The sequence below is a fragment of the Xaviernesmea rhizosphaerae genome, assembly GCF_001938945.1.
GTDB lineage: Bacteria > Pseudomonadota > Alphaproteobacteria > Rhizobiales > Rhizobiaceae > Xaviernesmea > Xaviernesmea rhizosphaerae.
The window spans coordinates 286,020-303,995 of sequence record NZ_MKIO01000029.1; the positions used below are offsets into that span (position 1 = coordinate 286,020).

The following is a 17,976-nucleotide window of genomic DNA, read 5'->3' on the forward strand; positions in this document are numbered from 1 at the left end:
CGGCGGATGGACGATGCGCGCGAAGGCACCGGCATTGTCCTCACCGAGCGCCAGCGTCTGGCCTGGCTGCGGCTGATTCGCTCCGACAATGTCGGCCCCGCGACTTTCCGCGATCTCATCAACCATTTCGGCTCGGCCGAACGCGCGCTCGAAGCCCTGCCCGAGCTGTCGCGCCGTGGCGGGGCCAAACGCCCGATCCGGGTGGCGAGCCGCGAGGAGGCCGAGCGCGAACTTGAGCGCGCTCATCAGATCGGCGCGCGCTTCGTCGGTGTCGGCGAGCCGGACTATCCCCCGGCACTCCGCCAGATCGACGGCGCGCCGCCGCTTCTCTGCGTCAAGGGCCATGCCCCCACCGGCATCACCCCGGCGCTCGGCGTGGTCGGCGCGCGCAATGCCTCGGTCAGCGGCGCGAAGTTCGCCGCCTTTCTCGCGCGCGAGGCCGGCAAGGCCGGCTATTCCGTCATCTCCGGTCTGGCGCGCGGCATCGACGCGGCCGCGCACCGCGCCACGCTGGATTTCGGCACGATCGCCGTTCTGGCCGGCGGGCTCGACCGCCCCTACCCGCCGGAAAACCTGCCGCTGCTCTCGGAAATCGTCGAGGGTCGAGGCCTGGCGATCAGCGAGATGCCGCTCGGCTGGGAGCCGCGAGCGCGCGACTTTCCCCGGCGCAACCGGCTGATCGCGGGCGTGGCGCTCGGGCTTCTGGTGGTGGAGGCGGCCGCGCGGTCCGGCTCGCTGATCTCGGCGCGCTATGCCGGCGATTTCGGCCGGCTGGTCTTTGCCGTGCCAGGCTCGCCGCTCGATCCGCGCTCGGAAGGCACCAACCGGCTGATCAAGGAAGGCGCGATCCTGACCACAGGACCCGCCGACATTCTGGAGGCGCTCGCCCCGCTCGGGCGCATGGCGCGAACCGTGCCGCCAAAGGCCGATGAACCCGAGCGGCCGGAGAGCCCTGACATGCCGACACCTGACAACCATGCGCGCGCGGCCATTCTCGATGCACTTTCGCCGACACCGGTCGAGATCGACGATCTCCTGCGCTATACCGGCCTGCCGGCGCAGACCGTCTATCTCATTTTACTAGAACTTGACCTTGCCGGGCGGCTCCATCGCCATGCCGGCGGCCGCGTCTCCCTCGCGCTCGGCGATTGAGGTGACGGCCCGGCGGCCGGACAGAATATCGCCGGCCTCCACATATGCCATTTCAATGAGATAGCAGAGCATGTCCGCCTGGGCGCCTTCGGCCACGCTGCGCAATTCGCCGAGCATCTGGCGAATGAAGGCGATACGGTCGCGCGCCATGATGGCGGGGGCGGATGTCGGTGTCTGCTTTAACGTCATTGTCTTTGCCCTGAGAGATCGGGCGGCGAAAAGCCGCCTTTCGCACGCGCGCGGCGAGATACAAAGTGCCGCGAGACCACAAGGCATGGTCTGACAGCAAACGCTTTCCCACGCGCTTCACGTGCACGATATCCCATTTATCTTTAATTGCAATATTCCTACAATCTCGTTTTGGTTGCAGTCCGTTGCATCCCTTATTTCGGGCCGGGCTCTTGACCGCGGCAAATTCACTGTCCATGTCGGGGCATCAATTGCGCAAGCGCGGCAGCGGCGGGGCCATCCGATCCCGATTGCACGACCCCGCGGATGAAACGGTTTTTAAACAGCACATGACCACTCACGTCGTTGTCGTGGAGTCGCCGGCCAAGGCCAAGACCATCAACAAATATCTCGGGCCGAACTACAAGGTTCTGGCCTCCTTCGGCCATGTCCGCGACCTGCCTGCCAAGGACGGTTCGGTTCGTCCCGACGAAGACTTCGCCATGTCCTGGGAGGTGGATAGCGCCTCGGCCAAGCGGGTCAACGATATCGGCACGGCGCTGAAGGCCTCCGACGAACTGATTCTGGCGACCGACCCGGATCGCGAGGGCGAGGCGATTTCCTGGCACGTGCTGGATCTGCTGAAGAAGAAGAAGCTGGTCGGCGACAAGCCGGTCAAGCGCGTGGTGTTCAACGCCATCACCAAGAAGGCCGTGCTCGATGCCATGGCCAATCCGCGCGAGATCGACGCGCCGCTGGTGGATGCCTATCTGGCGCGGCGCGCGCTCGACTATCTCGTCGGCTTCAATCTCTCGCCCGTGCTCTGGCGCAAGCTGCCGGGCGCGCGCTCGGCCGGCCGCGTGCAGTCGGTGGCGCTGCGGCTGGTCTGCGACCGCGAGGCCGAGATCGAGCGCTTCGTCTCCGAGGAATATTGGAGCCTGGTGGCCGAACTCGCCACGCCGCGCGGCGACACGTTCGAGGCGCGGCTGGTGGCGGCCGACGGCAAGAAGCTTGCACCCCGCGCCATCACCAATGCCGCCGATGCCGGCCGGCTGAAGACGCTGCTGGACGGCGCGGCCTACAAGGTGGAGAGCGTCGAGGCCAAGCCGGTCAAGCGCAATCCCTCGCCGCCGTTCACCACCTCCACCCTGCAGCAGGCCGCCTCCTCCAAGCTCGGCTTTTCCGCCTCGCGCACCATGCAGGTGGCGCAGAAGCTCTATGAGGGCATCGACCTCGGCGGCGAGACGGTCGGTCTGATCACCTACATGCGAACCGACGGCGTGCAGATGGCGCCGGAGGCGATCGATGCCGCGCGCGAAGCGATCGGCGAGCAGTTCGGCACCCGCTACGTGCCGGAAAAGCCGCGAATCTATTCGACCAAGGCCAAGAACGCCCAGGAAGCGCATGAGGCGATCCGCCCGACCGACTTCTCGCGCACACCCGATTCCATCCGCCGCTTTCTCGATCCCGACCAGATCAAGCTCTACGACCTGGTGTGGAAGCGCGGCATCGCCAGCCAGATGGCGGCGGCCGACATCGAGCGCACCACGGTGGAGATCCTCGCTAGCAAGGGCGGCGAGACGGCGGGCCTGCGGGCCGTCGGCTCCGTCATCCGCTTCGATGGCTTCATTGCCGCCTATACCGATCAGAAGGAAGATGGCGAGCAGGCCGACGAGGGCGAGGATGGCGGCCGCCTGCCGGAGATCAACCGCGCCGAAGCGCTCGACAAGCGTGACGTCACCGCGACCCAGCACTTCACCGAGCCGCCGCCGCGCTATTCGGAAGCCTCGCTGATCAAGAAGATGGAAGAGCTTGGCATCGGCCGGCCTTCCACCTATGCCGCCACGCTCGCCACGCTGCGCGACCGCGACTACGTCACCATCGACAAGCGCAAGCTGATGCCCCAGGCCAAGGGGCGGCTGGTCACAGCCTTTCTCGAAAGCTTCTTCCACCGCTATGTGGAATATGACTTCACCGCCGCCCTGGAAGAGAAGCTCGACCGGATCTCGGCTGGCGAGCTCGACTGGAAGGACGTTCTGCGGGATTTCTGGCGCGATTTCTTCGCCCAGATCGAGGACACCAAGGAACTGCGCGTCACCAATGTGCTCGATGCGCTGAACGAGGAACTGGCGCCGCTGGTCTTCCCCAAGCGCGAGGATGGCGGTGATCCGCGCCAGTGCCAGGTCTGCGGCACCGGCAAGCTTTCGCTCAAGCTCGGCAAGTACGGCGCCTTCGTCGGCTGCTCCAACTATCCCGAATGCAACTACACCCGCCAGCTCTCCTCGGAAGGCGGCGCGGATGCGGAGGCGCAGGTCTCGGCCGAGCCGCAGGCGCTCGGCAAGGATCCGGTGACGGGCGAGGAAATCACGCTGCGCTCCGGCCGCTTCGGGCCTTACGTCCAGCGCGGTGATGGCAAGGAGGCCAAGCGCGCCAGCCTGCCCAAGGGCTGGACGCCCGCCAGCATCGACCATGAGAAGGCCGTGGCGCTTCTGTCGCTGCCGCGCGACATCGGCGCCCATCCGGAAACATCGAAGATGATTTCGGCGGGTATCGGCCGCTACGGGCCGTTCCTGCTGCATGACGGCAAATATGCCAATCTCGAAACGGTCGAGGACGTTTTCTCGATCGGCCTCAACCGCGCCGTGTCCGTGATCGCCGACAAGGCCTCCAAGGGCCCGGCGGCACGCGGCAGCGCGGCGCAGACGGCGCTCAAGCAGCTGGGCGATCATCCCGATGGCGGCGCGATCACCGTGCGCGACGGGCGCTACGGCCCCTATGTGAACTGGGGCAAGGTCAATGCCACCCTGCCCAAGGGCAAGGATCCGCAATCGGTGACGCTGGAAGAGGCCCTGCCGCTTCTGGCCGAGCGCGCGGCCAAGGCCGGCGTGAAGACCCCGGCCAAGAAGGCGGCAAAGCCTGCCAAGGCGGCGGCGAGCAAGACAAAGGCAGCCGCTGCCGGCGAGGATAGCGAAGCCGCGCCGAAGAAGGCGCCGGCCAGGAAGAAGAGCGCGGCCTCGGCCGCCAAGACGCCAACGGCCCGCGCCAAGGCCGCCAAGGCAGAAAAGGACTGACGGACGTGAGCAAGCCCCCGCGCGAACCGAGAGAACGGACCGGAAAATCAACGCTCCGGCTCGGCGCGCGGCGCAACAGGGCCGACACGGCGGTCGAGATCGCGCCCGAGGCGCCGATCATCCATGGCGCCGTCCCGCCGCGCGATGTGCTGATGCGCTTCCTCGCCGGAAACCCGGAGCGCGCCTCCAAGCGGGAGATCGCCAAGGCCTTCGGGCTGAAGGGCGACCAGCGCGTGGCGCTGAAGGATCTTCTGCGCGCGCTCGAAGAAGACGGGCTGGTGGAAAAGAAGCGCAAGGCGCTGGTGCGCCCCGGCGCCCTGCCCCCCGTCACCGTTCTCGACATCACCACGCGCGACCATGACGGCGAGCTGATCGGCCGCCCGGCCGAATGGCCGGAGGATGCCGGCGTGGCGCCGGCCGTCTTGATCCGCCAGTCGCAGGTGGCCAAGACCAAGGGCAAGCAGGCGGTCGGCGGCATCGGCGACCGGGTCGTCGCCAAGATCTTCGCCTCCAAGAGCGCCACCGGCCCGGCCTATACCGCCCGTATCGTCAAGGTGCTCGACCGCAGGCGCAGCGCCAATGCCGCGCTCGGCGTCTACCGGCCGATGGCGAGCGGCGGCGGCAGGGTTCTGCCGATCGACAAGCGCGGCGAGGAGCTGGTGATCGACGAGGGCGCCGAGGGCGCGGCCGTCGAGGGCGATCTGGTCGAGGTCGAGATCGAGCGCACGGGGCGCTTCGGACTTGCGCGCGCCCGGGTCTCCAACGTGATCGGCTCGGTGGCGAGCGAAAAGGCGATCTCGATGATCGCCATCCACGCCCATGGCATTCCCTATATCTTCCCCGACCGGGTGATCGAGGAGGCAGAGGCCGCCGGCCCGGCCAGCATGGTCAAGCGCGAGGACTGGCGCAGCCTGCCGCTCGTCACCATCGACCCCGTTGACGCGAAGGACCATGACGACGCCGTGCATGCCGAGCCGGATCCGGCGCCGGAAAACGAGGGCGGCGTGATCGTCACCGTCGCCATTGCCGATGTCTCCTGGTATGTCCGCCCGCGCTCCGCGCTCGACCAGGAAGCGCTGAAGCGCGGCAATTCGGTCTATTTCCCCGATCGCGTCGTGCCCATGCTGCCCGAGCGCATCTCCAACGAGCTGTGTTCGCTGAAGGAGAATGTGGATCGGCCGGCGCTTGCCGTGCGCATGCGCTTTGCCGCCGATGGCCGCAAGATCGGCCACAGCTTCCACCGCATCATGATGCGCAGCGCCGCCAAGCTCGCCTATGCCCAGGCGCAGGCGGCGATCGACGGCAATCCCGACGACAAGACCGGGCCGCTGCTGGAGCCGATCCTCAAGCCGCTCTGGGCCGCCTATGCCATCATCAAGCGGGGCCGCGACCGGCGCCAGCCGCTGGAACTCGACATGCCCGAGCGCAAGATCGTGCTCAAGCCGGACGGCCGCGTCGACCGGGTCTTTGTGCCGGAACGCCTCGACGCCCACAAGCTGATCGAGGAGATGATGATCCAGGCGAACGTGGCGGCGGCGGAAACGCTGGAGGCCAAGCGCCAGGCGCTGGTCTACCGCGTGCACGACGCGCCCTCGCTCTCCAAGCAGGAGGGCCTGCGGGAATTCCTGAACACGCTCGACATTTCGCTGATGAAGGGCGGCAATCTGCGCGCCAACCATTTCAATGGCATCCTCGCCAAGGCGGAAGGAAAGCCCTATGCCCAGCTGGTGAACGAAATGGTGCTGCGCTCGCAGAGCCAGGCGGTCTACAGCCCTGAGAATATCGGCCATTTCGGCCTGAACCTGATGAAATATGCCCATTTCACCTCGCCGATCCGCCGCTATGCCGACCTGATCGTCCATCGCGCGCTGGTGGGCGCGCTGGGTCTCGGCGAAGGTGGGATCACGCCCGCGGAAGAAGCGGCGCTCGACGATATCGCGGCCGAAATCTCCACCTTCGAGCGCCGCGCCATGGCGGCCGAGCGCGATACGGTCGACCGGCTGATCGCCTATCATCTCAGCGCGCATGTGAACGAGGAGTTCGACGGCCGCGTCTCGGGCGTCACCAAGTCCGGCCTGTTCATCTCCCTGCCCCACTATGGCGCCGATGGCTTCATCCCGATTTCCACGCTCGGGCGCGACTATTTCATCTATGACGAAGCGCATCAGGCCTTGAGCGGCGAGCGCAGCGGGCTGGGCTTCCGGCTGGGCGACAGCGTGCGGGTCAAGCTGGTGGAGGCCGTGCCGCTGGCCGGCGCGCTGCGTTTCGAAATGGTGAGCGATGGCCAGCCGATGCCGACCGCCACACGCTCCTTCCACAAGGCCGGCCGGCGCGACCGCCCCGGCAGCCGCCGCCCGCCCGCCGGCACCCGGGCGCCGCGCGGTCGGCGTTAAAAGGCCGGCGCAGCGACAGCATGTCGCGGGGCCTTCAGCGCATTCGGGCAGGCGTCCGTCGGCGTGAGCGCCTACATGAGCGGCAAGCCCGCGCCATGATGCCGATCCCTGTGGCGCGTTGCGTAAAGGCTGCGACGGGCGCAGGGCCGCATCCATTGCGGGCAGGCCCTATTCCGCGCCATAATGGCAGACTGACCGTTGCCGCCTGCCGCGGGCCCGGCCATCGGTCTCAGGAGGAGGATGCGCGATGCTTCAGCTGCAAGACGACGAACCGGTGCGGCCTGCCGAACGTCCGGTCGTTCCGGCGATGATGCGCGGCTTCAAAGGCCGCTGCCCGGCCTGCGGCGAGGGCCGGCTGTTCGGCGCCTTCCTGAAGCCGGTGGATCATTGTTCGGATTGCGGCGAGGCGATCCACCATCACCGCGCCGATGATTTTCCGCCCTATATCGTCGTGACCATCATGGGCCATGTCGTCATTGCCGGCTATATGGCGACGGATGTGCTTTTGCCGCTGACGAGCTGGCAGCATCTGGCGATCTGGGCGCCGGTGACGCTGATCGGCTCGCTGGCGCTGATGCAGCCGGTGAAGGGCGCGGTGATCGGTCTGCAATGGGCGCTGCGCATGCACGGCTTCGGCGGCCATCCCGACCGGCCGGAAGACGTTCTGCCGCCGGCGCCGGAGCCGCGTCGGCCGTGAGCAACGGCAGCACGGATGCGGAAGAGACGGCCCGCCTCCCACAGGAGAGCGCCGCTGTGATAAGGCCTACGGGCGGCGCCCCGAAGCTGAAACCGCGCGACGCCGCCAGCCTCATCCTTCTCGACCGCAGCGCAACGCCTTTGCGCGTTCTGGTCGGGCGGCGGGCGACGCGCCACGTTTTCATGCCGGGCCTGCATGTCTTTCCCGGCGGACGGCGCGATGCCGCCGATCTGCGCCAGCCACTCGCCCGCCCGCTGCCAGCACAGGTTCAGGAGCGGCTCCTGGCCGCGCTGGGGCCGAGGGGCAGCGGCCGGTTGGCCCAGGCTATCGCCATCGCCGCCCTGCGCGAACTGAAGGAGGAGACGGGCCTGTGCATCGGCCGCCTTCGGCCGGGAGAGGGACCGGCTCCGGTCGAGGGCGGCGCACGGAAAAGCGCAACAAATTCCCGGCCTGGCCTGGGCTTTCTTCCAGATGCCGCAAACTTGCGTTATATCGCACGCGCCGTGACCCCACCGGGTCACGTGCGGCGCTACGACACCCATTTCTTCGCGGCTTTCGCCGATGAGGTCGGCCTTTCCGGGCAGGCCGCGCGCGACAGCCACGAACTCGAGGAGTTGCAATGGCTTGCCCTGAACATGGCCCATATGGTGCCGATGGCTGACATTACCCGCATCATCCTGGCCGATCTGGAGCAGCGGCTTGCTGCCGATCCCGCCCTTGCGCTCGCCTCGCCGATCCCCTTCTACCATAGCCAGCGCGGACGCCTCGTCCGCGACCTGATGTAAGGACCTCATCATGTCACTGCCGCCGTCCGGCGCGTCCGCGCCGGTTGAGGAGATCCACTGGCCATCGCTGATCGCCGCCATTTCCGCCATCACCGCAGTGGGCATCGCCATCGGCCTCGGCCTGCCGCTGCTCAGCATCATCATGGAGAAGCGCGGCATCTCCTCGACGATGATCGGGCTGAACTCGGCCATGGCCGGCATCGCCTCGATGCTGGCCGCGCCGCTGACCACGGCCGCCGCCCACCGCTTCGGCGTGGCCAGCACCATGCTGGTGGCCGTGGTGGTCGCGGCGATCTCGGCGCTGGGCTTCTATTACATCGAGAATTTCCTTCTCTGGTTCCCGCTCAGATTCGCCTTTCACGGGGCGATCACCGTGCTGTTCGTCCTCTCCGAATTCTGGATCAACGTGACCGCGCCGCCCTCGCGGCGCGGCCTGGTTCTCGGCATCTATGCCACCGTGCTCTCGCTCGGCTTCGCCATGGGCCCGCTGCTCTTCTCGATTCTCGGCAGCGACGGCATCAGGCCCTTCGCTTTCGGCGCCGTGGTGATTCTCTGCGCCGCCATCCCGATCTTCCTGGCGCGCGGCGAAAGCCCCGTGCTGGACGAAAAGCCCGAACTGCACTTCCTGCGCTATGTCTTCCTGGTGCCGACGGCCACCGCCGCCGTCTTCGTCTTCGGCGCGGTGGAAGCTGGCGGCCTCTCGCTCTTCCCGATCTACGGCACGCGCGCCGGCCTCACCGAATCGCATGCCGCCCTGCTTCTGACCGTCATGGGCATCGGCAATGTGATCTTCCAGATCCCGTTGGGCCTGCTCTCGGACCGGATGAAGGACCGGCGCAACCTTTTGACGCTGATGACGGTGATCGGCTTTGCCGGCGCCCTCTGTCTGCCGCTGATCGAGCATAACTGGCTGCTGATGGCGGTGGTGCTGCTGTTTTGGGGCGGCTGCGTGTCCGGCCTCTATACGGTCGGCCTGAGCCATCTGGGCTCGCGCCTGAAAGGCTCGGACCTCGCCGCCGCCAATGCCGCCTTTGTCTTCTGCTATGCCGTGGGCACGGTGGCAGGGCCGCAGGCGATCGGTGCCAGCATGGACGTGACGGGCAATCACGGTTTCGCCTGGGCGATTGCCGGCTTTTTCGGCCTTTACGTGCTGCTTTCGCTTGTGCGGATCGTCATGAGGCCAAAATAGACTTGACTTTTTGGGTGCGATTTGTAGTTTCGCGCCCAGTTCGCCGGGGCTGAGAAGCACGCCCTGGCTTTGTTTTATTAAGGCAGGACGACCATGGCGAAAGCTGCAAAAATCAAGATCAAGCTTCTGTCGACGGCCGACACGGGTTACTTCTACGTGACCTCGAAGAACAGCCGTACCAAGACCGAGAAGATGGTCAAGACCAAGTATGACCCGGTCGTGCGCAAGCACGTCGAGTTCAAGGAAACGAAGATCAAGTAATCTTCGCGTTTCCTCGCATTGCAGGGCGCCGGGCCAGACATGGCCCAGGCGCCTTTTTTCGTGCGCGCAGGTGAGCGGTCGCCATCTCTCAGCCGCCAGTTCGCGCCACGGCGCCATGGTGCCGCGCCTGCGGCTTCCACGCGGCCAAGGATGCCCGTCTGGTCGTCTTCCCTGCGAAATGCTGTCCTCTGGACACCTGCGCGCCACGCGCATCGCGTGAGACCCGCTGGGTGCCAGACGGGGAAGAGCGAACCGCCAGTGGGCGGCGCGGCAGAACGACAATGGCAAAGTCACGCATCTGGGTCGTCACGACAGGCTGATTCCGTTATCGGCCTGGCCAAAATCTGGTCTCATCCGCCGAAACATGTCGCGAACCGTCCGCTGGACGGGAACCAGACAGGACAACCTGGACGCGATGCCGTGACAGCTTTGGCGTTGCAGCATAAGCGGCCCGCTATGCGCAAAATGCAAAACGCCGCCTGCCCCTCAGGGCAGACGGCGTTTGCAATGGCGTCGGCTGATCACGGTTACGGCACGAGGAACCGTCTTGTCGCGACCAGCCGACAACCCCACGACCCAGGGAGATGCGGCGGACCCAAGCATCATGGGGTAAGGAAATTCTTGTCGATCACCTCGCTCCCGACCTGTACAGAATTGACCAGCTGCGAAAGAAAAGCAACGAATTCTTAACGTTCCGGCCTTTCAACATGCATCATGGTTAAAGAAGTGCTTCCGGGCAAAAGAATAGGCTGCTCGAATAACGGTGGTCGCCGGGAAGGCGGATCACCCCGGCACGCGGCTAAGGCGCTGTGCGAAGTGCCTCCCGCAATTCATCAGGGGTTGCGTGCAGCCGGTTGAATTACAATAGTAAATTGGCATAGCCAATCGAATGGCCGCGTCGCGGCCGCGCCCCTGTCGGACAGATCCGCCTGCAAAAGCAGGTCTGCAAACCAGCACGATCGCACAAGTCGAAGGGGGCTGTGGATAAGTCCCTGCATTGTCGCATGGCAGCATGGAGGACGCGCATGTGCGCCACTGCGAATCAGTCAACACCGGGAGTTGATTGCGAAGGGACACATATAGGTGACGCTCCTCACGATCCGGGCCCGTTTTTCTGGACGGCGATCGTCGGCTTCAATGCGCCCGGCGGCCAAGGTCTGTCGGCCTCAGGCCGCCGCCGACACCACCTGGTTCCGGCCGCGCTTCTTCGCTTCGTAAAGGGCACTGTCGGCCCGTTTCAACAGGGCCTCCGGCGTGTCCTGCAGCCCCTGCAGCGTGGCGATGCCCATGGAGGCGGTGATGGGGAGGGTGATTCCCTCGCGCTTGACGACGACCTGCACGTCCTCGACGGCGCTGCGCAGCCGCTCGGCAATCGCCAGGCCGGCCTGCGGCCCCGTATCCGGCAGCACCAGCACGAATTCCTCGCCGCCATAGCGGCAGGCAAGATCTGCGCTGCGCACGGCGGAGCGGATGCGGCGGGCAAATTCCCGCAGCACATCGTCGCCGACATCATGGCCATAGGTGTCATTCACCGCCTTGAAGCGGTCGATATCGGTGATGCACAGCGTCAGCGGTTGCCCGCGCTCCAGCGCCCGGGCCATGAGATTGCGCAGATGCGTATCGAGATAGCGGCGATTGTGCAGGCCGGTCAGCCCGTCGATCACCGCCAGCTCGATGGTTTCGCGCAGGCTGGCGCGCAGACGGTCATTGCAATATTTGCGCCGGATCTGGCTGAGCGAACGCGCCAGAAGCTCGCTCGGATCGACAGGGCGCATGACATAATCGCTGACGCCGAGATCGAGCGCGCGCACCACAAGCTCCTCGGCCCCCTGCTCGACGACCAGCAGGACGGGGATGTGGCGCGTGCGCTCCAGCGAGCGCAATTGCGAGCAGAGCCGCAGCGGATCGTAATCCTCGAAATTGGCGTTGACGATGATCAGATCGAAGGCCTGCTCCGCCGCCTCGAACAGGGCGGCCTGCGGGTCGGACATGGCCAGGATCTCGCCGATGGGACGCAGCGCCCGCGACAGGCGCTCCTGCGAGCTGGCGCGGGCATCCACGAGCAGGATCGAGCCAGGCTCGTCCGGCCGCTCGAAACGGTCGAGGTCATAAAGGCCGACGGCGCGCGCGGTCTCGGCGCGCAGGCGCAGCTCGTCATTGACGGCCTTCAGCCGCGCCAGGCTCTTCACGCGGGAGAGAAGCTGCAGGTCGTTGACCGGCTTGGTAAGAAAATCGTCGGCACCAGCGCGCAGGCCCTTCACGCGGTCGGAGGGCTGATCCAGCGCGGTGACCATGACCACCGGAATGTGAGAGGTGCGGCGATTGGCCTTCAGCCGCTCACAGACGGCAAAGCCATCCAGCCCCGGCATCATGACATCGAGAAGGATGATATCGACGGGGACCTTCTCGCAGATCGCCAGCGCCTCATAGCCGTCCGATGCGGTGAGAACCTCGAAATACTCGGCCATCAGCCGGGCTTCGAGCAGCTTCACATTGGCGGGGACGTCGTCGACGACAAGAATTCGGGCTGTCATGCGATCATGTTCCTGTTCGATGCCGGCGCCGTGCCGTTCTGCCGCACGCGCCGCCGGATAGCTGCGCCTTTCCCGCCTCCTCGCAAAACCGAAGCGCGCTCACGCATCGCCGAGATAGATCTTGATGGTCTCGAGAAATTTCGGCACCGAGATCGGCTTGGAGACATAGGCCTCGCAGCCGCCTTGTCGAATCCGCTCCTCGTCGCCCTTCATGGCGAAGGCCGTGACGGCGATGACCGGGATCTGATGCAGTTCGCTATCGTCCTTCAGCCAGCGGGTAACCTCAAGACCGGAGACCTCGGGAAGCTGAATATCCATCAGGATCAGATCCGGCTTGTGCTTGCGCGCGAGGTCCAGCGCCTCCATGCCGTTGCGCGTCTGGATCGTGCCGTAGCCGGACGCCTCGATCAGGTCGCGAAAGAGCTTCATGTTCAGCTCGTTGTCTTCAACAATCATGACCTGTTTGGGCATGCGGCAAACCTCTTTACGAACGCGGCTCGTCATGGGCCGGACAGAGACTTTGGCCGGGTGCGCCGGCCGGCGATCATGCGCGGGGCAAGCCTCATGCTTTCCCGTGCCAGCATCACGCGCGACAAACGAGGCAAGCGGGAAAGATCGAACCCGATCCCCCGGCTGAGCAGCTTGCACGGTGAGGGGCGAAAAGGGTAAACCTCATCGTCCGTTTCTTAACCTAGGCCGGTTCGGCTGAAGATTGGGTAAATTCCGTGCCAACGCGCTTTAACCGTCCCTCCTCCCGTGCGCCGCGCCCGGATGCCGAAACGCTCGCCGTCACCGCGCTGGGCTGGATCGCCGGCGATGCCGAGCAGATCTCGCGCTTTCTGGCGCTTACCGGGGCGGATGTTTCTGACCTGCGCCAGGCGGCCGGCGAGCCCGGCTTTCTCGCCGGCGTGCTGGACTTCCTTATGGGGCACGAGCCGACGCTGATGGACTTCTGCGCCGCCCATGCGGTGGAGCCGGAGGATGTGGCGCAGGCCTGGCAGAAACTTTCCGGGCGCTTTCTCGATTCCGGGCAGATCTGACATGACGCTGGTGCCGCGAGACGCTGTCGATCTCGACGCCGCCCATCGCGATCCGATCGCGCTTGGCGACCGGCCGCTCGTGGTGCTCGATGTCGATGATGTCGTGCTGCAGTTCCTTGCACCCTTCGAGGCCTTCCTGACCAGCCTCGGCCATCGGCTGGTGCCACGCTCCTTCCGCCTGCATGGCAATATCCTCTCTTCGGCGACAGAAGAGGCGCTGCCGGACGAAACGGTCAGCCAGCTGATCCTCGACTTCTTCGAAGCGCAGGAACGCTGGCAGACGCCCTTTGCCGAGGCGGTGGAGGCGCTTGAAGCCTTGTCGCGGCGCGCCGATATTGTCTTTCTCACCGCCATGCCGCCGGTCTATGCGCTGAAGCGCCGGCGGCTTCTCGACCGGCTGGGCCTGTGCTTTCCGCTGATCGCCACGGAGAGCCCCAAGGGGCCGGTCGTCGCCAGCCTGCATGGCGGTAGGCCGCTGCCGGTCGCCTTCGTGGACGACATGGTCTACAATCTCTCCTCCGTCGCCAGCCATGTGCCGGACTGCCTGCTGCTGCACATGCGGCCAGAATCCCCCATGCATCGTCACGCGCCGGAAACACCCGACCCTGCGCTCAGAGCGCGGGACTGGCGCGAGGCGCAGCGTATTCTCGAGGCGCATGTCGGCGCTCCTGCCGACCCCCGTGTGACGCCGATCTGAAGCGCAGCGCGCCGGGCGGATTGGCTGTGCACGGAGCGCCGCGCAGGCTTGCGGGGGGCTGCCGAGGAGAATAATCTGCCTATGTTCAACATATGTTCGCGGATGAGCGATGAACGGCGCAGCCCACTCCCTCACCGGCTTCTGCCGGGACTGCCTGTGCGAGCAGAGGCCCGGCCTTAGCCGCTGCGCCGCCTGCGGCAGCCCGCGCCTGTTGCGCCATCCCGAGCGCGACCTTCTGGCGATCGCCCATATCGACTGCGACGCCTTCTACGCCTCGATCGAAAAGCGCGACAATCCCGAGCTTGCCGACAAGCCGCTGATCATCGGCGGTGGCAAGCGCGGCGTGGTCTCTACCGCCTGCTATATCGCCCGCATCCAGGGCGTGCGCTCGGCCATGCCCATGTTCAAGGCGCTCGAAGCCTGCCCGCATGCCGTCGTCATCAAGCCGAATATGGAGAAATATGTCCGCGTCGGCCGCGAGATCCGCGCGATGATGCAGGAGCTGACGCCGCTCGTGCAGCCGCTGTCGATCGACGAGGCCTTTCTGGACATGAACGGCACCGAGGCCCTTCACCGCGCGCCGCCGGCCCAGGTGCTCGCCCGCTTTGCCGCAAGGATCGAGCGCGAGATCGGCATCACCGTGTCCGTCGGCCTGTCCTACTGCAAGTTCCTCGCCAAGGTGGCTTCGGACCTGCAGAAGCCGCGCGGCTTTTCCGTCATCGGCCGGGCGGAGGCGCTGGACTTCCTGCGCGAGCGGCCCGTGACCACCATCTGGGGCGTCGGCAAGGCCTTTGCCGCCACGCTCGAAGCCGACGGGATCCGCACCATCGGTACCCTCCAGGAGATGGAGGAGAACGACCTCCTGCGCCGCTATGGCAGCATGGGGCAGCGGCTGTACCGGCTCGCGCGCGGCATCGATGAACGCCCGGTCGCGCCTGAGAGCATCGCCAAGAGCGTCTCGGCCGAAACCACCTTTCATGACGATCTGAGCCGGCCGGAGGCGCTGACCGCGCATTTGCGGGCGCTGAGCGAGAAGGTGGCCGAGCGGCTGCGCCATGGCGGCCAGGCCGGCCAGACCGTGGTGCTGAAGCTCAAGACGGCCGACTTCAAGCTGCGCACACGCAACCGCCGGCTCGAAAACCCTACCCGGCTTGCCGACCGGATCTTCCGCACCGGCATGGACCTCTTGGACCGCGAAGCCGACGGCACGCGCTTCCGCCTGATCGGCATCGGCGTCAGCGATCTGGCCGACCCCACGCTCGCCGATCCGCCCGATCTGGTCGATGTGGGCGCCACGCGCAGGGCAACCGCAGAAGAGGCGATGAACCGGCTGCGCGACAAGTTCGGCCGCGGCAGCATCGAGACCGGCTATACCTTCGGCCGCGACCGGCGTTGATGTCTCGAACCGGAGACGGGTTTCAGGCTTTCAGAAAAATCTGATGCGAAAGCAACAGTGGGAGCGCCGCACCGCCTGCGATTTTCAGCCCGATCCTCCTGCCGCACCCGGTCAGACTCTGCGTCAAGACGCGAACAGAGGGCACGAACGGTCAAGGCTTCGTTAAGCGATTCCCGTCATGGTGGTCGGGATCGACAGGAGCCCCTCGTGTCACGCAAGCGACATCATCGCGCGGCGCGGGCGGCCCGGAAGGATCATGACGATCCGGAGCGGCGCGATGGCGGATCAGCCGTCGGCGCTCTTTCTTTTTGTTCCAGCAGGTGGCCGCTCGCGCAGGCGAAGGCTCCGTGCGCTATCAGGGCGTGTATCATGGTGCTGCGTCATGTCTTGGGGTCGGGGCTGTTCTCCGCCCTGCTGCTCCTCTCCTCCACGGCTCTGTCGGCGGAGATCAAGCCGCCCCTGCAGATCGTGGTTTCGACCGAGCGCCAATCGCTGACCGTCTATGACGGCGACAAGGTCGTGGCGACCTCGCGCGTGTCGACAGGCAAGCGCGGGCATGCCACGCCGACCGGCATCTTCTCCATCCTGGAAAAGCGGCGCACCCATGCGAGCAACATCTATTCCGACGCGCCGATGCCCTTCATGCAGCGGCTCACCTGGTCGGGCATTGCGCTGCATGGCTCCAACCATGTCCCCGGCTATCCGGCCTCGCATGGCTGCGTGCGCCTGCCGGACAGCTTTGCCCGCGATCTCTTCAAGCTGACGCGCGGCGGGCTACATGTGATCATCACGCCCGACATGGCCGCGCCGGAGCGGGTGGACAGCGCAGCCCTCTTCGCGCCGCCTTCGACGCTGCTCTCGGACGTGCCGCTGCGCCCGGCCGTCCTGCAGCAGGCCGGTCAGGCAATGCAGGGGCCGAGCCTTCCGGCCGCCGATCCCGACACATCCGTCAAACTGGCGATGAACGATACGGCGCATGCGACATCCTCCGACATGTCGGCCCCTCAGCCGCTTGCCGCGATGTCCACGGCCTCCCCGCAGACCACGCCGTCATCCCCTGCCCCTGCTTCGTCCAGCGCGGCTTCGTCCGCCCCTGTCTCGCCTGATCCCATTTCGCCCAAGCCGGCTTCCTCCAGCCCTGGCCTGACGGTGCCGCCGGCCAGTCTCCAGCCTGCCGGCACGGGCTCACCGATCCCGGGGCTGACGGCGACCGCCTCGCCGATCCGCATCCTGATCACGCGGCGCGGGCAGCGCGAAACGGTCATGAGTGCACAGGAGGCGCTGAATGCGCTCGGCTATGATGCGGGCCTCGCCGACGGGCGCGTGGGCACGCAGACGCTGGCGGCCATCGCCGCCTTCCGCGCGGCCGAAAGCCTGCCCGGTCAGGACCGGCTGAGCGAGGATCTGCTGTCCGTCCTGTTTAGCAAGGCCAACCTGCCGCCCCCGCCCGAAGGCCATCTCTTGGTGCGGCGCGACTTCAAGCCCCTGCTCGAGGCCGAAATCGGCATCCGCCAGCCCGAGCAGGCGCTGGGCACGCATTTTCTGCAATATCACGCCGCCGATGCCAACGAGCCCCAGGGCGGATGGTACGGCATGAGCCTTCCCGACCGCCTGCCGGCCGCCATGCAGAAACGGATCGGCATCACAGACCCGACACCACCCGCCACGCTGACGGCTGTGCTGGACCGACTCGATATATCCCAGGACCTGCGCAACGCCATCAACGCGCTGATCACCGACGGCGCCTCGCTGTCGATCAGCGACCGGGCCATGAGCCTGGAAACCGGCAAGGGTACGGATTTCGTGACGCTGACGCAGCCGGGTTGACGGGTGCAACGGAGCGCCTTTTCCCTTTTCGTGCGCCAGGGCGCCTGCATCGATCAGCACAAAGCCCAGAGATCGAGCACGTTAAGCCCGGCTGCCCGAAAAGGAGACACATCGCGCGTTGCGACCGTGAGGTTGTGGGCCGCAGCGATTGCGGCAATATATCCATCTGCCGTCGAGATTGCCTGACCCGCGCGTTTGGCCTGCGCCATCAGCTTTGCATAAGCCATCGTCGCTTGCAGATCGAAGGCAAGGACACGGCCGTCAAAGATTGGAAGAATTTCCTTCTCAAGGCCGCGGTCAAGATTGGCTCGCCGTCTCCCCTCCGGCAAAACCGCGATACCAAAGCGTAGCTTTGCGACGGTGACGGAAGAGAGGTACAGCGTTTCGATCGCCTGTGTATTGATCCAGTCGATCACACGCTGATCCGGCGACGGCTTCCAGATCTCGGAAATGATATTTGTGTCGAGCAGGATCATCCGAAATCGAGAGGCTCAGCAGGCGTCTTGTCGCGAAGGCGGTTGAAGCTTTCGGCGTCCTCCTCGCTGAGGCCTGCCTCCGCTGCAATGGACGCTAGCAGCGAACCAAGCCTGACAGGAGGCGCGTGACGCACGGCCGTTTCGAGAATGGCGCGGATTTCGGCCTCGGCACTGCGGCCATGGCGCGCCGCCTGGGCCTCGATCGCTCGATGGGTCTCCTCGGAAAGATCGCGTATCGTCACCACCGGCATGGAAAATCTCCCGGTTCGCTTTCCCCGATGCAAATCTAG

General features: G+C 65.9%; 16 protein-coding genes. 11 read left to right on the forward strand and 5 right to left on the reverse strand.

Translation table 11 applies throughout. The features are described 5' to 3' along the window. The first annotated feature begins 6 nt into the window (after positions 1-6). Positions 7-1,152: a DNA-processing protein DprA gene (gene dprA, locus BJF92_RS12215; RefSeq protein WP_075634991.1), complete on the forward strand. Its 1,146-nt coding sequence runs from the start codon at positions 7-9 to the stop codon at positions 1,150-1,152. Here the strand turns inward: dprA and BJF92_RS12220 are convergent. After that, complete coding sequence (locus BJF92_RS12220) at positions 1,081-1,341, reverse strand: hypothetical protein (RefSeq protein ID WP_075634992.1); 261 nt, start codon at positions 1,339-1,341, stop codon at positions 1,081-1,083. The two genes, dprA and BJF92_RS12220, sit on opposite strands and share 72 nt — an antisense overlap. 329 nt (positions 1,342-1,670) lie before the next feature. Here BJF92_RS12220 and topA point away from each other — a divergent pair, with 329 nt between their 5' ends. From topA to rpmG, 6 genes are all read left to right on the forward strand, one after another. Next, the gene (gene topA / locus BJF92_RS12225) at positions 1,671-4,391 is read left to right on the forward strand and encodes a type I DNA topoisomerase (protein ID WP_075634993.1); all 2,721 of its coding nucleotides are present in this window, start codon (positions 1,671-1,673) and stop codon (positions 4,389-4,391) included. Positions 4,392-4,489: 98 nt separating this feature from the next. Further along, complete coding sequence (gene rnr, locus BJF92_RS12230; protein WP_245294743.1) at positions 4,490-6,784, forward strand: ribonuclease R; 2,295 nt, start codon at positions 4,490-4,492, stop codon at positions 6,782-6,784. A 247-nt stretch (positions 6,785-7,031) separates the two neighbouring features. Further along, positions 7,032-7,481 carry a DUF983 domain-containing protein gene (locus BJF92_RS12235; protein WP_075634995.1) on the forward strand — a complete coding sequence of 150 codons (450 nt, stop codon included), beginning with the start codon at positions 7,032-7,034 and terminating at the stop codon, positions 7,479-7,481. Continuing rightward, a complete protein-coding gene (locus BJF92_RS12240; protein WP_245294735.1) occupies positions 7,478-8,266 on the forward strand; it encodes an NUDIX hydrolase in 789 nt (262 codons plus the stop codon). The genes BJF92_RS12235 and BJF92_RS12240 overlap by 4 nt, the downstream gene beginning before the upstream one ends. Before the next feature lie 10 nt (positions 8,267-8,276). Further along, positions 8,277-9,455, forward strand: a complete 1,179-nt coding sequence (locus BJF92_RS12245) for an MFS transporter (RefSeq protein ID WP_075634996.1) — start codon at positions 8,277-8,279, stop codon at positions 9,453-9,455. 93 nt (positions 9,456-9,548) lie between these two features. Further along, complete coding sequence (gene rpmG / locus BJF92_RS12250; RefSeq protein WP_075634997.1) at positions 9,549-9,716, forward strand: 50S ribosomal protein L33; 168 nt, start codon at positions 9,549-9,551, stop codon at positions 9,714-9,716. 1,166 nt (positions 9,717-10,882) lie between these two features. On the opposite strand, the gene BJF92_RS12255 is transcribed toward rpmG, so the two are convergent. Further along, entirely contained in the window at positions 10,883-12,250 is a 1,368-nt protein-coding gene (locus BJF92_RS12255; RefSeq protein WP_075634998.1) for a PleD family two-component system response regulator, read from the reverse strand. A gap of 99 nt (positions 12,251-12,349) precedes the next feature. Next, complete coding sequence (locus BJF92_RS12260) at positions 12,350-12,721, reverse strand: response regulator (RefSeq protein ID WP_075634999.1); 372 nt, start codon at positions 12,719-12,721, stop codon at positions 12,350-12,352. 254 nt (positions 12,722-12,975) lie between these two features. On the opposite strand from BJF92_RS12260, the gene BJF92_RS12265 reads away from it, so the two are divergent. The 4 genes from BJF92_RS12265 (at position 12,976) to BJF92_RS25755 (ending at position 17,210) form a co-directional block, all read left to right on the forward strand. Beyond that, complete coding sequence (locus tag BJF92_RS12265; RefSeq protein WP_075635000.1) at positions 12,976-13,290, forward strand: DUF3572 domain-containing protein; 315 nt, start codon at positions 12,976-12,978, stop codon at positions 13,288-13,290. A gap of 1 nt (position 13,291) precedes the next feature. Then, positions 13,292-13,987, forward strand: coding sequence for a hypothetical protein (locus tag BJF92_RS12270; RefSeq protein WP_075635001.1), 696 nt, complete (start codon positions 13,292-13,294; stop codon positions 13,985-13,987). Between the two features lie 109 nt (positions 13,988-14,096). After that, the gene (locus tag BJF92_RS12275; RefSeq protein ID WP_075635002.1) at positions 14,097-15,383 is read left to right on the forward strand and encodes a DNA polymerase IV; all 1,287 of its coding nucleotides are present in this window, start codon (positions 14,097-14,099) and stop codon (positions 15,381-15,383) included. A gap of 369 nt (positions 15,384-15,752) precedes the next feature. After that, entirely contained in the window at positions 15,753-17,210 is a 1,458-nt protein-coding gene (locus BJF92_RS25755; protein WP_075635003.1) for a L,D-transpeptidase family protein, read from the forward strand. A 53-nt stretch (positions 17,211-17,263) separates the two neighbouring features. Here BJF92_RS25755 and BJF92_RS12285 read toward each other — a convergent pair whose 3' ends face one another. Beyond that, the gene (locus BJF92_RS12285; RefSeq protein ID WP_075635004.1) at positions 17,264-17,686 is read right to left on the reverse strand and encodes a type II toxin-antitoxin system VapC family toxin; all 423 of its coding nucleotides are present in this window, start codon (positions 17,684-17,686) and stop codon (positions 17,264-17,266) included. Beyond that, positions 17,683-17,937, reverse strand: coding sequence for a FitA-like ribbon-helix-helix domain-containing protein (locus BJF92_RS12290; protein ID WP_075635005.1), 255 nt, complete (start codon positions 17,935-17,937; stop codon positions 17,683-17,685). The genes BJF92_RS12285 and BJF92_RS12290 overlap by 4 nt, the downstream gene beginning before the upstream one ends. Between the last annotated feature and the right edge of the window lie 39 nt (positions 17,938-17,976).